The following is a 13879-nucleotide window of genomic DNA, read 5'->3' on the forward strand; positions in this document are numbered from 1 at the left end:
TTGTCTCCACCTACTAATTTGATTGAGTTGACGTTTCGTCACCCAACTGGACATCATGTCGGCAGCTAAGTCATTCTCAGGCCGAAGGTAAAGCCCGTCTGCCGGGTGCAAGGAGGAAGCCCATGAACATGTCATTCACCCTGCGCGAGGAAAACCGCGCCCTGCTGCAACGGGTGGTCGAGATGATCCGTGACGAGGTTATGCCGCTGGAGGCAGAATATCAGGGTGAAATCGCCAAGGGCGACCGCTGGCAATATACCGAACGTCAGGCCGAGATTCTGGAAGGTCTGAAAGCCAAGGCCAAGGCGGCGGGGCTGTGGAATTTCTGGCTGACGGATAGCGAGAAAGGGATTGGGCTGACCACGGTCGAATATGCCTTTTTCGCCGAAGAGATGGGCAAGACCCCGTTGGGGGCTGAGGTGTTCAACTGCTCGGCGCCCGATACCGGCAACATGGAGGTGTTCGAACGCTACGGCTCGGACAAGATGAAAGAACAGTGGCTGAAGCCTCTGCTGGACGGCCAGATTCGCTCGGCTTATCTGATGACGGAACCGGATGTGGCCTCGTCGGATGCCACGAATGTGTCGATGTCCTGTGTGCGGGACGGGGACGACTATGTTCTGAACGGCGAAAAGTGGTGGTCGTCGGGGGCCGGTGATCCGCGCTGCAAGGTCTATATCGTGATGGTTAAGACCGCAGGCGAGGAACAGCCCAAGCACCAACGTCAGTCGATGATCGTCGTGCCTGCCGATGCGCCGGGGATCGAGGTTCTGCGCCCGATGGAAGTTTATGGCCATGACGATGCGCCCCATGGGCATATGCATATCCGGTTCACCAATGTGCGCGTTCCTGCAGAAAACATCCTGCTGGGCGAAGGGCGGGGATTCGAAATCGCGCAGGGCCGTCTGGGGCCGGGACGTATCCACCACTGCATGCGCGCCATCGGTCAGGCAGAAAGCGCGCTGGAACAGATGTGCAAAAGGTCGCTTCAGCGCGAGGCATTTGGCAAGAAACTGGCGCAGCTTGGAGCGAATTTCGATATCATCGCCGAATGCCGGATGGAGATCGAGATGGCCCGCCTGCTGTGCCTTAAGGCCGCGTGGTACATGGATCAGGGCGATGCGCGGGCGGCGGCGCCTTGGATTAGCCAGATCAAGGTCGTGGCCCCTCGGGTCGCGTTGAAGGTGATTGACGAGGCGGTCCAGATGTTTGGTGCGCAAGGGATCAGTCAGGATACGCCGTTGGCCACGGCCTGGACCCACGTGCGCACGCTGCGTCTGGCCGATGGGCCGGATGCAGTGCATCGCCGTCAGGTCGCGCGGGCCGAGTTGAAGAAACACACGCAGGAAAAGGTGTAAGCATCGGTATGCAGGCAGAGCTCGACGGGAGCCAACCCGCCTATTTCCAAATCAGCTCGGATGGCGCATTTGTGGGCAATGACGCGGCTCGGGGACCTTGGTCCGCCGATCATTGCCATGCAGGTCCCGTCAGCGGCCTGATCGTGCGCGCAGCCGAAACCGAGGTCGGGCCCGAGAAGATGCTGACCCGGCTGTCAGTAGACTTGTTGCGCCCGCTACCGCTGGCCGGACTGCGTGTCGCCGCCGAGACGACCCGCCACACCAAGACACTGGCGACCACGCGGGTCACGGTGCATGATCTTGACGACACGCTCTGCGCGACGGCCACTACCATGCATTTGGTGCGCCGTGATCTTGGCCCCGTTGCGAATGTGACCATGCCCCCGCCGCAGTTGGATGACGCAGTGACCGGGCCGTTTCCGATTGGAGAGACCCGCCACAACCTGCCCGGTTTCGCCAATCACTCCGATATCCTCTACCCCAAGGGCGGCAATCAGGGGCCGGGCCCCAAAACCATCTGGATGCGCACGCCGCCGCTGTTGGCGGACGAAACGCAATCTCCGATCCAGGCGCTCTGTCCGCTGGCCGATTGCGGCAACGGTATTTCGTGGAACGCGCCGACAACCGAGATGGGCTTCATGAACACTGACCTGACGGTTCAAGTCCACCGCGAACCGGTCTCGGACTGGCTGGCGTCAGAGTCGGTCTGCCATTGGCAGCCATCGGGTATCGGCATGTCGCAGTCGGTTTTGTTCGACACCCAAGGCCCCGTGGGCACGGCCCTGCAAACACTGGTTCTGTTTCCTCGGGCCTGAAGGTGGGCCGGTTTCTGCGCGTTGGCTTGAATGTGCATTGTCGCGGCGGGGACAAGGCCCTATCTTCCGATCATGCGTTTGTTGATCTCCTTGTTGACCTGTTGCCTGCCGATCCCGGCATTGGCCCACCCTCATGTTTTCATCGACACGGGGCTGGAGTTTATCGTGGATGACGCGGGCAACCTGACCCATGTGCGCGTCACTTGGGCCTATGATGAGCTGTATTCCCTGTTCGAGCTTGAAGACAGAAAGCTGGATCAAGATGGTGATGGTCTGCTGAGCGAAAGCGAGCAGGCGTTTCTGGCCGGGTTCGACGCCCAATGGTTGGAAGGCTACAATGGTGATCTGGTTCTTAGGTCCGAGGGGCGCATCGTACCTTTGTCGGGTCCGACTGAACCCACGGCCACCACCGAAAATGGCCGCATCGTCTCGACCCATCTGCGGGCGGTTGATGGCGCACCGGTGGCGGCGTCTGCGCTTTCAGCCAAAGCGTTCGACGAGACCTACTACACCGCCTACGAAGTGACGCGCCCTGTGACGGTCACGGGAAATATATCGTGCAATATCGAAAAGATTGTTCCCGACATTGACGGCCAGCTTGCGCAGATGCGGGCGTTCCTTCTGACATTGGATGCCGATTATGATCTTGAGGAAAACGATATCCCGCTGGTGGGCGAAGACTTCGCGACTGAGATCCGCGTTTCATGTCCAAGTACCTGATTGTCCCTGTCGCCTTGGCTTTGGGCCTGCTGTTGTGGTTCTGGGGCAGCGGAGGGTTTGACAACCTCGCCGCTTGGGCCGCCGGGGAACAGCGGGAATTTCAGAACCAGATCGCCCGATCCCTGCGTGCTGCGCGGGCAGAACAGCCTCAGGCCGTAGCCACTCTGTTGACCGTATGTTTCGCCTATGGGTTTTTTCACGCCATCGGTCCCGGTCACGGCAAGGTGCTGATCGGAGGCTATGGACTGGGCCGCAACGTCGCCTTTTGGCGTTTGTCTGCGATCAGCGTGCTGTCCAGTCTGGGCCAGGCCGTCACGGCTGTTGTGCTGGTTTATGCGGGTGTTCTGGTGTTCCAGATGTCGCGGGACAGTCTGGTTGGCACGACCGAGCAGGTCATGGCCCCGGTCAGCTACGGCGCCATCGCTGCAATCGGTCTGTGGCTGGTGTTCCGGGGCCTGCGTAGTTTCGCCCGCCGAAACCGGGCAGAGAAATCTCACGCGCATCATCACCACGATCATCATCACCATGATCATGAGGTCTGTTCCGATTGCGGCCACCGCCACGGCCCCACCGCTGAAGAAGTGGCGCAGATCGGCAATTGGAAAGAGGCGGCATTGCTAATCGCAGGCATCGCGGCGCGCCCCTGTACCGGCGCTTTGTTCGTGCTGATCCTGACGTGGCAGATGGGTATCGCCATGGTGGGTATTGCCGGTGCGTTCGCCATGGCACTGGGCACGGCGACAGTGACAACTCTGGTCGGTTGGACTTCGTTTGGCTTACGCGGCGGGTTGTTGGCCTCAGCCTCTGCCACCCGTTTCGCGCAGGTGCTGGCCCCCACGATTGAACTGGTGGCAGGGTTGTTGATTGCCGTTATTGCTAGCGGGCTGCTGCTGCGTGCGATCTAGTTGAAGATGGGTTCGGGATAGCCGACCCGCGCCAGATACAGCCCCTGCGGCGGGCATACGGGCCCGCAGGCGGCGCGGTCTTGTGCCTCTAACGCGTCCCGCACATCTTCGGGTGACCAAGCACCGGCGCCCACCCGTTCCAGCGTGCCGACGAAACTGCGGACCTGATTGTGCAGGAAAGACCGCGCGCGGACGTGAAAGTGAATCTCGGGACCAGAGAAACCCTGCACCTGTTCAACCCGCAGCTCATCCAGCGTTTTCACCGGGCTGGCGGCCTGACAAATGGACGACCGGAAGGTGGTGAAATCATGCCGCCCGATCAGCATATCTGCCCCGGCCTGCATCGCCGCCACGTCCAGTTGGTGATTGATCTGCCAAACTTGCCCCGCGTCATGGGTCGCGGGCGCGCGGCGCATCAGGATACGGAACAGATACTGCCGCTCGACCGCTGAGAACCGGGCATGCCAATCGTCCTCGACCCGCGCGGCTTGCACAATCGCAACAGGGTCGGGCTTGAGGTGATAGTTCAGCGCCTCGGACAGGCGAAACGGGTCCCAATCCTTGACCAGATCGCAATGGGCGACCTGTCCCAGCGCGTGAACGCCCGCATCAGTACGACCAGCGGCGGCAATGGTATGCGCGCCGGGTTGAATGCGCGACAAGGCCTGCTCGATCGCCCCCTGAACCGAGGGTTGATCCTTTTGCCGCTGCCATCCGGCAAACGGTTCTCCAAGGTATTCGACTTTCAGCGCGTATCTGGGCATGTGCTGCTGGTAGCGCGCGGTGACGAGACGGGCAAGGGCAGGAAAGCGCTGGTATGTCGCGCACCGGCTACCTATCTTGGGAAAAACGATAAAAGCGGGACGACAATTTGGTCATTTCATCGCTGGCAGACAGTCTTGTGCGCGGATTTGAAACCGTGGGCGACAGCGTGTCCGAGGCATTGTTCGAACCGGTGATCCGTCTGGGTGTGACCGGCTTGGCACGGTCGGGCAAGACGGTGTTCATCACGTCGCTGGTCGCCAACCTGCTGGACAGGGGCCGGATGCCCGGCTTAGTGGCGCAGCAAGAGGGGCGGATCAACGCAGCCTATCTGCAACCCCAGCCCGACGACACGGTGCCGCGGTTCGATTATGAAAACCATTTGGCAGCCTTGACCGGCCCAAAGCCGCATTGGCCGGACAGCACGCGGGCGGTTTCTGAACTGCGCCTGTCCTTCAAGGCCCGGCCTGCGGGGTTGCTGTCCGGCCTGCAAGGCCCGCGTAAGGTTCATCTGGACATCGTGGACTACCCCGGCGAATGGCTTTTGGACCTGGCTTTGCTGGACAAGTCCTATGCCACTTGGTCGTCCGAGACACTGGACCGTATCGCCAACCGCGCCGAAGCGGCAGGCTACCTTGCGCAGGCCAAAGCCGCCGTCCCAGAGGCCGAACATGATGAGCCGCAGGCGCAGGCCCTGTCGAAGGCGTTTTCCGATTACCTCAACACCGCGCGCGATGCCGGTTACTATGATTGCACGCCCGGACGGTTTTTGCTGCCGGGGGACTTGGCGGGTTCTCCGGTTTTGACCTTCGCGCCGCTGCCTGTCGAAGGGAGTGGTGCAAGACGCAGCCTGCACCGCGAAATGGCCCGTCGGTTCGAGGCGTATAAATCGCAAGTGGTCAAACCCTTCTTCCGCGATCACTTTTCGCGCATTGACCGGCAAGTGGTACTGGTTGATGCGCTGGGCGCGATTCACAAAGGGCCGCAGGCAGTTGAGGATATGCGCCGCGCGATGGGCGATATCCTGTCGGCGTTCCGGCCGGGGCGGAACGCGTGGCTCAGCCAGTTGCTGCTGGGAAAGCGCGTGGAACGCATCCTGTTTGCCGCCACCAAGGCGGATCATCTGCACCACCACCAACACGCCCGCCTAACCCACATCATGGAGGCGCTGACCCGCGACGCGCGCGATCGGGCCAGCTTTGCCGGGGCGGAAACGGCGGCATTGTCGCTGGCCTCGCTCCGCGCCACGACCGAAGAAATTCGCGCACATGATGGGGCGGACTTGCCGTGCGTGCGCGGCACTTTGCTGGACGGGAAGCAAGCCGCTTTCTATCCCGGCGAGTTGCCCGAAGACCCCGCGCATCTGTTGGGGCCTGCGCGCAACGGGGCTGAAAGCTGGCTGGGCGAAGACTATGAGTTCATGGCCTTTGCGCCCGCGCAGCTGACCCTTCGCCCCGGTGACGGCCCTCCACATATCCGGCTGGATCGCGCGGCCCAGTTCCTGATCGGAGATCGGCTATGACTGTAGTCCTGCGCCCCGCCCGCAGCACCGATGCCGGAGCCACCGGAGAAATCCTGCACGGATTCGCCCGCGAGCATGACTGGATGCCCGAGCTGCACTCCTGTGCGGAAACCATCGCCTTTTGCGGCCGCATGATAGATCAGGATTGGGTCACGGTAGCGGAATCCGACGATGGTGTAATCGGGTTTCTGGCCCTGAACGGGGTCGAGGTACACTCACTATATCTAAGTGCCCCGGCACGTGGGCAGGGGATCGGACAGCGCTTGCTGGATCACGCCAAAGCCGAACGCTCACACCTGTCGCTGTTCGCCTTTCAGGCCAATGGTGGCGCGCGCCGGTTCTACGAACGCAACGGGTTTGCCGAGGTTGCCCGCAGCGATGGTTCTGACAACGACGAAAACCTGCCCGACATTAAATATGTCTGGCATCGAGAGGAACACGCAGATGGCTAAAGGTCCGGTCCTGATTGACTTGGAGGCCGAGGCCCCCGGTGCGGACGTGGCGCAGGCACCGCCGGTTCCGGATGTCGCCGCTCCGCAGGGGCAGGCGATGCAGACCGCTGCGCGGTTGGCAGCGCGAAAACCTTCGGCCTTGTCGCATTGGTTCTGGGGGCTGGCGGTGGCTGTGATAGGGGTTGTGGTCTCGGTCGCGGCTTGGGATTTCGTGACGTCTCTGTTGCTGCGCGCGCCGGTTCTGGGCTGGGTCGTAACGGGCTTGATCGGCGCGTTGCTGGTAGTCGGGCTGATCATCGCCCTGCGCGAGCTGGCTGCGATTGGGCGTCTGTCGCGGGTGGACGGGATGCGTCGCGCCGCCGATGCCGCGCTGGCCGAGGGTGATCTGGGGCAGGCACGGGCAGTCACGAACCGGCTGATGGCCTTCTACAAGGGGCGCGACGACACCAAATGGGGCCGCGATCGCCTATCCGAACGCATGGGCGAGCAGTTTGATGCCTCCGGCCTGCTTACCCTGACAGAAGACGAACTTCTGGCCCCGCTGGACGAAGCCGCCAGCCGCGAGGTTGAGGCCGCCGCCCGTCAGGTGGCCACGGTGACGGCGCTGGTTCCGCTGGCGCTGGCAGATGTGGTAACGGCACTGGCGGCTTCCCTGAGGATGATCCGGCGAATTGCTGAAATCTACGGGGGCCACGCCGGGTTTCTGGGCAGCTGGCGTTTGACTCGCGCTGTGTTCGTGCATCTGGTGGCCACGGGCGCGGTGGCTGTGGGCGATGACCTGCTGGAACCGGTTCTGGGGGGCTCGGTCCTAAGCAAACTGTCCCGCCGGTTCGGCGAAGGTCTGGTCAACGGCGCGCTTAGCGCGCGCGTCGGGGTGGCCGCGATGGAGGTCTGCCGCCCGCTGCCTTTCTCGGACCGTCACAAGCCCTCGACCCGGCGGATCATCAAAGGGGCGTTGGCGGGATTGTTTTCCAAGACTTGACCTGACGCAAAGACCTCTGCCCTGCTGGTTGCCATACCAAAGGTGGAGCCAGCCATGACCGAGCACGGACACAGCCAGCAGGAAATTGCAGCCCGGATCAACGCGCCCCCCGGTCGGGGCGTGTTGCGCGATGTAGTTTACGGCGGCATCGACGGATCGGTGACGACTTTTGCGATCGTAGCTGGCGTTGCGGGGGCCGGGTTGTCGCCGTTCGTCATCGTGGCCTTGGGGCTGGCCAATGTGCTGGCTGATGGGTTTTCCATGGCTGCAGGTAATTACTCGGGCACCAAAGCTGAGTTGGACAATATCCGCCGCATCCGCGCCATCGAAGAGCGCCACATCCACCTTTACCCGGATGGTGAGCGCGATGAAGTCCGGGAAATCCTGTCGCAGAAGGGCCTGTCGGGGCGCGTTCTGGATGAGGCAACCGATGCCATCACCGCCAATCACGACAACTGGATCAACCTGATGATCGAGGGTGAATATGGTCTGGGCAGTGTGGACCCGCACCCGATGAAGGCCGCGATGGCGACGTTTCTGGCCTTTCTGGTTGCGGGCATGATCCCGCTCTTGCCGTTTCTGGCCGGGGTCGAGCGCGCCTTTGCGCTCTCAGCTTGGATGACGATGGGGGTCTTTTTTGCCATCGGCGCGCTCAAAAGCCGCTGGTCGCTGGCCCCGTGGTGGCGGTCGGGTGGTGAGACCTTGTTGATTGGGGGCGCTGCGGCATCAATCGCCTATCTGGTTGGATCGCTGTTTCATCCCTGACGGCTAGAATTGTCGCAGGCGGCACAGTCCCCATGGCGGATATACCTCAGATGGCTAGGGTGAAGGCATCAACGTGGTGGCGAGGTGTGCTCTGACACTCACTGGGAAAAATATCCTTGTTCTAGGCGCTTACGGCTTCATAGGCGCGGCGGTGGTCCGCGCCTTGCGAGGCCGGGGCGCGCAGGTCACGGGGCTTGTTCGTAAGCCTGTGCAAGGCGCGTTGCTACTGGACGGAATTAAGTTGGTTCAGGGCGATTTGCGCCGTTTTACGCACCCGCAGGATTGGGAGGCCGCACTCACTGGCATCGACTGCGTTGTGAACTGCGCAGGCGCGTTGCAGGACGGCCCCTCGGATGATCTTGCGGCGGTGCATCATCACGCCATTGCAGCGCTGGGTCAGGCCTGTGCAAAACGAGGTGTTTCGGTCGTACAAATATCAGCCATCGGGGCGACGCCCAATGCGGACACCGAGTTCATGCGCACGAAGGCCGCTGGTGATGCGGCCCTTGAAAGCAGCGGTGCGGACCTGTGGATTTTGCGCCCCGGGCTGGTTATCGGGCAATCAGATTACGGTGGAACGGCCCTACTGCGGATGCTGGCAGCGGTTCCGCTGGTGCAGCCGATTGCCTATCCAGCGACACCGGTCCAGTGCGTTGGGATGGAGGATTTGTGCCATGCCGTGGTTACCTGCTGCGCCGACGAAATACCGCAAGGCGCCTACGATCTTGTTGAGGATCAAGCCCAATCGTTGGGGGATGTCCTGGCCACCACGCGCCGTTGGCTGGGTTTCCCGGCGGCCCGCTTTCGGCTTGTCATGCCTCCGGTCTTGACCAAGGCAGTTGCACGGTGTGCTGACGCGCTGGGCTATCTTGGGTGGCGCTCGCCCCTGCGCAGCACGACGATGACGGTCATGGCTTCGGGTGTTGTGGGTGATCCCGCGCCCTATCGCGCAGCAACGGGTCGGTCGCTCAGGCCGCTTCCCGAAATTTATGGGTCAATGACCAGCGCGCGTGAACACCGGCTGACCGCGCGAATGTCCTTGTTGGCCCCGCTTGTCATAGCTGTACTGAGTCTTTTCTGGGTCCTGTCCGGCATTTTCGGATTGGTCGGACTGCCCGAGGCTGCCGGTGTTCTGACCGAGGCCGGATGGACCGATGCCGCTGCCGTCAGTTCTGTCGTGTTCTGGTCTTTCGTCGATATCGCTTTGGGACTGGCCGTTCTATATCGTCCTTGGACCGCGCGCGTGTGTCTGGCGCAAGTTGGGGTGGCAGCGTTCTATGTGCTGGCGGCAACGGTCGTGACACCAGGCCTGTGGCTGGACCCGTTGGGCCCACTCGTCAAAGTGCTGCCTGCAATGCTGCTGTCGCTGGTTGCCTGGCCTATGGTGCAAAGCCGATGATGGATCCAGACCTGATCCTGCGATGGCTGCACGTCATCGGTGCTAGCGTTCTGCTGGGCACCGGAGCCGGGATCGCGTTTTTCATGCTGATGGCGCATCGGTCCGGCGACGCGCGGTTTATTGCGCAAACTGCCCGTGTGGTCATTCTGGCTGACCTTCTGTTCACGACGACCGCCGTAGTCGTCCAACCCGTGACCGGAGCTTTGTTGGCCTGGCGACTGGGTTGGTCCCTTGCCGAAGGGTGGATCGTGCTGTCGCTGATGCTTTACGGCGTGACGGGCGTGTTCTGGCTGCCTGTGGTGTGGATACAGGTCCGCCTGCGGGATCTGGCACAGACGGCTGCTGCACAGGGTGCACCGTTGCCTGATAGCTATCACCGCTTGTTCCGCATCTGGTTTCTATGCGGCATCCCGGCCTTTCTTTCGGTGCTGAGCATCCTCTGGTTGATGATCGCGCGCCCCGCGATCGAGCTGTTTTGAACCGCACCATTCACCGCAGGGGGCGGAAGCTCTGGACCATCCGCCAAGGGCGTCTTATAAGCGCGGCCATGTATGACCGGATGGCCATCATTATTCGAATTATATCCCCGGCGCTCTGACATCCTGAGACGCCGGGCAAAGGTGTTTGAGACTTCGCACCGACCGCTTCGATCCATACGACGACCAGATCATTCAAAGGACGCCCCCAATGTGCGCCGACACGATCCAGACACCTGACTACAAAGACACGCTGAACCTACCCAAAACCGATTTCCCCATGCGCGCTGGCCTGCCCAAGCGCGAACCTGCATGGCTGGAGCGTTGGGAAACCATCGGCGTCTATGACCGCCTGCGTGAGAAAAAGGGTCGGACGCCCTTTACCCTGCACGATGGCCCCCCCTATGCGAACGGCCACCTGCATATCGGACACGCGTTGAACAAGACCATCAAGGACATGATCGTGCGCTCGCACCAAATGATGGGCCATGACGCGCGCTATGTGCCGGGTTGGGACTGCCACGGCCTGCCGATCGAATGGAAGATCGAAGAGCAGTACCGCAAGAAGGGCAAGAACAAGGACGAGGTGAACGTCGTCGATTTTCGTCAGGAATGCCGCAAGTTCGCCGAAGGCTGGATCGACATCCAGCGCGAAGAATTCAAGCGCCTGGGGATCACCGGCAATTGGCCTGACCCTTATATCACCATGGATTATCACGCCGAGGCCGTGATCGCCGATGAGTTCATGAAGTTCCTGATGAACGGCACGCTCTATCAGGGGTCCAAACCCGTGATGTGGTCGCCGGTCGAAAAGACCGCTCTGGCCGAGGCTGAGGTCGAGTATCACGACAAGGAAAGCTTCACCATCTGGGTGAAGTTCAAGGTCGTGAATGCAGGCGATCTGGATGATGCGTTTGTGGTGATCTGGACGACGACCCCTTGGACGATGCCGTCGAACAAGGCGGTCGTTTACGGCAAGGACATCGCGTATGGCCTTTACGAAGTCACTGGCGCGCCGGATGAATGCTGGGCCAAAGTAGGTGACAAATTCCTGCTGGCCGACAATCTGGCGGCGGATGTTCTGGGCCGTGCCCGTTTGAACGACGATCAGTGGACCCGCGTCCGCGACGTAACCACGGATGAGCTGGCAGGCGTGCAACTGACCCACCCGCTGGCCGGGGCCGAGGGCGGCAATGGCGAATGGGATGACATCCGCGATTTCCGCGCCGCTGAATTTGTGACCGATACCGAAGGCACCGGTTTCGTTCACTGTGCGCCGTCGCACGGGATGGAGGAATTCGAGCTTTATCGCGATCTGGGTATGTTGGAACAGGTCATCACCTATAACGTGATGGATGACGGCTCGTTCCGTGCCGATCTGCCGTTCTTTGGTGGCAAATACATCCTGTCCCGCAAAGGCGGTGAGGGTGATGCGAACAAGACTATCATCGACAAACTGGCTGAGGTCGGCGGGCTGCTGGCGCGTGGCAAGATCAAGCACAGCTATCCGCATTCGTGGCGCTCAAAGGCTCCGATCATCTATCGCAACACGCCGCAGTGGTTTGCCTCCGTCGACCGCAAGCTGGACGACGGCATGGGCGAGATGGGCGACACCATCCGCGAACGCGCCCTGCGCTCGATTGATGAACTGGTGAAATGGACCCCGCAGACGGGTCGTAACCGCCTGTATTCGATGATTGAGGCCCGCCCGGATTGGGTGCTGTCCCGCCAGCGTGCGTGGGGTGTGCCGCTGACCTGTTTCACCAAGAAGGGCGCTCTGCCCACCGATGCCGATTACCTGCTGCGCAACGCCGATCTGAACGCACGTATCAAAGCCGCGTTCGAGGAAAACGGCGCGGATATCTGGTACACGGACGGGTTCAAGGAACAGGTGCTGGACGGCATCGCCAACCCGGACGACTATGATCAGGTGTTCGATGTGCTGGACGTATGGTTTGACTCGGGTTCGACCCACGCCTTCGTTCTGCGCGACCGTGAGGACGGGACCGAGGACGGCATCGCCGATGTCTATATGGAGGGCACCGACCAGCACCGCGGTTGGTTCCATTCGTCCATGCTGCAGGCCTGCGGCACCAAGGGCCGTGCGCCCTATCGCAACGTGGTGACGCACGGCTTTACGCTGGACGCCAAGGGCAACAAGATGTCCAAATCGCTGGGCAACACCATCGTGCCGGAAGAGGTCATCAAGCAATATGGGGCCGATATCCTGCGCTTGTGGGTGGCTCAGACTGACTATACCGCCGACCAGCGGATCGGGCCGGAGATTCTGAAAGGCACCGCTGACAGTTATCGTCGTCTGCGGAATACCATGCGGTTTATGCTGGGATCATTGGCTGATTTCACCGAGGCTGATCGCGTCGCGCCCGAAGATATGCCGCGTCTGGAACGCTGGGTTCTGAGCCGTTTGGCCGATCTGGATGAACAGGTGCGCAAGGGCTATGCCGCGTTCGATTTCCAGGGTGTGTTCAGCGCTGTGTTCACTTTTGCCACGGTAGATCTGTCCTCGTTCTATTTCGACGTCCGCAAGGATGCGCTCTATTGCGACGGCGATAACCTGCGTCGCCGCGCAGCCCGCACCGTCCTGGATATCCTGTTCCACCGTCTGACCACATGGCTGGCGCCGGTTCTGGTCTTTACCATGGAAGAGGTCTGGCTGGAGCGGTTTGGCGGTGATGACAGCTCGGTCCATCTGGTGGATTTCCCGGACACGCCGGCCGATTGGCGCGATGCGGAACTGGAAGCAAGCATGGCCAAGGTGCGCCGCGTGCGTCGTTCGGTGACGGCTGCGCTGGAGGTTCAGCGTCAGGACAAAGTCATAGGGTCCAGCCTTGAGGCCGCGCCGATCGTCTATGTTGAGGACCAGGAAACCCGTGATCTGCTGGCTACTTTCGATGTGGACGATATGTGCATCACCTCGGGGTTGACTGTTACGGGTGATCCGGCCCCGGCCGAGGCTTTCCGCGTGCCCGAGATTGAGGGCGTTGCGGTGGTGTTCGAAAAGGCCGAGGGCGAGAAGTGTCAGCGGTGCTGGAAAATCCTGCCGGATGTCGGGCGTCATGCTCATACGGGTGTCTGCGGGCGCTGTGACGAGGCGTTGGCGTAACGTCTCTGGATTTGGAGTTCTGCGAGGCTCTGCCTCGCGCTCCGAGGTATTTTTGAACAGAAGAAGATTGGGGCGCAGCCTGTTGGGGGTTGCGCCTTTTCTCAATTCGCGGTCAGGTTCTGGCTATGCCGATGATTGCTGTCGATACGCGATTTGGACGTCTGGGGATTGAAGAGACGGGTGGTGCGATTACCCGTTTGGTCTGGGATGGACGCAATGAAGGTGAGGCGTCAGCCTTGTTGCGTGAGGCGGCAGCGCAGATGGCGGCCTATGATCAGGCGCGGTTGGAGCGGTTTGATCTGCCTTATCGTGTGGCCGGTTCTGACTTTCAGCGGCAGGTATGTGATCTGATGTATGCGATTCCACTGGGCGAGACTGTGACCTATGGGGATATTGCCAAACAGCTTGGTCGCCCGGCGCAACCTGTGGGGCAGGCCTGTGGGGCGAACCCGATCCCGGTCATTATTCCGTGCCATCGGGTGTTGGGGGCAAGTGGATTGGGTGGGTTTTCCGGTGACGGCGGCGTGGAGACCAAGGTGGCCTTGTTGCGGCACGAGGGCGCGGCAGGGTTGCTGATCTGAGAGTGGAAAGCTATTGCA

Annotated in this window: 13 protein-coding genes; 12 read left to right on the forward strand and 1 reads right to left on the reverse strand. The window is 61.3% G+C overall.

Annotated elements, in window-relative coordinates:
- The first annotated feature begins 122 nt into the window (after positions 1 to 122).
- From ACR0C5_RS15410 to ACR0C5_RS15425, 4 genes are all read left to right on the forward strand, one after another.
- On the forward strand, positions 123 to 1358 hold the full coding sequence (locus ACR0C5_RS15410; RefSeq protein WP_480877713.1) for an acyl-CoA dehydrogenase family protein: 1236 nt from the start codon (positions 123 to 125) through the stop codon (positions 1356 to 1358).
- Positions 1359 to 1366: 8 nt separating this feature from the next.
- Complete coding sequence (locus ACR0C5_RS15415) at positions 1367 to 2173, forward strand: thioesterase family protein (RefSeq protein ID WP_480877715.1); 807 nt, start codon at positions 1367 to 1369, stop codon at positions 2171 to 2173.
- A gap of 72 nt (positions 2174 to 2245) precedes the next feature.
- Positions 2246 to 2893: a DUF1007 family protein gene (locus ACR0C5_RS15420; RefSeq protein ID WP_480877717.1), complete on the forward strand. Its 648-nt coding sequence runs from the start codon at positions 2246 to 2248 to the stop codon at positions 2891 to 2893.
- A complete protein-coding gene (locus tag ACR0C5_RS15425; protein WP_170790369.1) occupies positions 2878 to 3798 on the forward strand; it encodes a nickel/cobalt transporter in 921 nt (306 codons plus the stop codon). The genes ACR0C5_RS15420 and ACR0C5_RS15425 overlap by 16 nt, the downstream gene beginning before the upstream one ends.
- Here ACR0C5_RS15425 and truA read toward each other — a convergent pair.
- Entirely contained in the window at positions 3795 to 4562 is a 768-nt protein-coding gene (gene truA, locus ACR0C5_RS15430) for a tRNA pseudouridine(38-40) synthase TruA (protein WP_170790370.1), read from the reverse strand. The two genes, ACR0C5_RS15425 and truA, sit on opposite strands and share 4 nt — an antisense overlap.
- A 107-nt stretch (positions 4563 to 4669) precedes the next feature.
- Between truA and ACR0C5_RS15435 the strand changes: the two genes are divergently transcribed.
- The 8 genes from ACR0C5_RS15435 to ACR0C5_RS15470 all read left to right on the forward strand — a co-directional run bounded on the left by ACR0C5_RS15435 (position 4670) and on the right by ACR0C5_RS15470 (position 13861).
- A complete protein-coding gene (locus tag ACR0C5_RS15435; RefSeq protein ID WP_480877720.1) occupies positions 4670 to 6082 on the forward strand; it encodes a YcjX family GTP-binding protein in 1413 nt (470 codons plus the stop codon).
- Positions 6079 to 6534, forward strand: a complete 456-nt coding sequence (locus ACR0C5_RS15440) for an N-acetyltransferase family protein (RefSeq protein ID WP_480877722.1) — start codon at positions 6079 to 6081, stop codon at positions 6532 to 6534. Before ACR0C5_RS15435 ends, ACR0C5_RS15440 begins: the two co-directional genes overlap by 4 nt.
- Positions 6527 to 7516, forward strand: a complete 990-nt coding sequence (locus ACR0C5_RS15445) for a YcjF family protein (protein ID WP_480877724.1) — start codon at positions 6527 to 6529, stop codon at positions 7514 to 7516. Before ACR0C5_RS15440 ends, ACR0C5_RS15445 begins: the two co-directional genes overlap by 8 nt.
- A gap of 54 nt (positions 7517 to 7570) precedes the next feature.
- Positions 7571 to 8281 carry a VIT1/CCC1 transporter family protein gene (locus tag ACR0C5_RS15450; protein ID WP_480877726.1) on the forward strand — a complete coding sequence of 237 codons (711 nt, stop codon included), beginning with the start codon at positions 7571 to 7573 and terminating at the stop codon, positions 8279 to 8281.
- A 76-nt stretch (positions 8282 to 8357) separates the two neighbouring features.
- Positions 8358 to 9680, forward strand: coding sequence for an SDR family oxidoreductase (locus ACR0C5_RS15455; protein WP_480877728.1), 1323 nt, complete (start codon positions 8358 to 8360; stop codon positions 9678 to 9680).
- Positions 9680 to 10159: a DUF2269 family protein gene (locus tag ACR0C5_RS15460; protein WP_170790504.1), complete on the forward strand. Its 480-nt coding sequence runs from the start codon at positions 9680 to 9682 to the stop codon at positions 10157 to 10159. The genes ACR0C5_RS15455 and ACR0C5_RS15460 overlap by 1 nt, the downstream gene beginning before the upstream one ends.
- Before the next feature lie 208 nt (positions 10160 to 10367).
- Entirely contained in the window at positions 10368 to 13280 is a 2913-nt protein-coding gene (gene ileS / locus ACR0C5_RS15465) for an isoleucine--tRNA ligase (RefSeq protein WP_480877730.1), read from the forward strand.
- A gap of 125 nt (positions 13281 to 13405) precedes the next feature.
- Positions 13406 to 13861 carry a methylated-DNA--[protein]-cysteine S-methyltransferase gene (locus ACR0C5_RS15470; protein ID WP_170769947.1) on the forward strand — a complete coding sequence of 152 codons (456 nt, stop codon included), beginning with the start codon at positions 13406 to 13408 and terminating at the stop codon, positions 13859 to 13861.
- Positions 13862 to 13879: the final 18 nt, after the last annotated feature.

It is taken from the genome of Ruegeria sp. N8 (assembly GCF_056531325.1).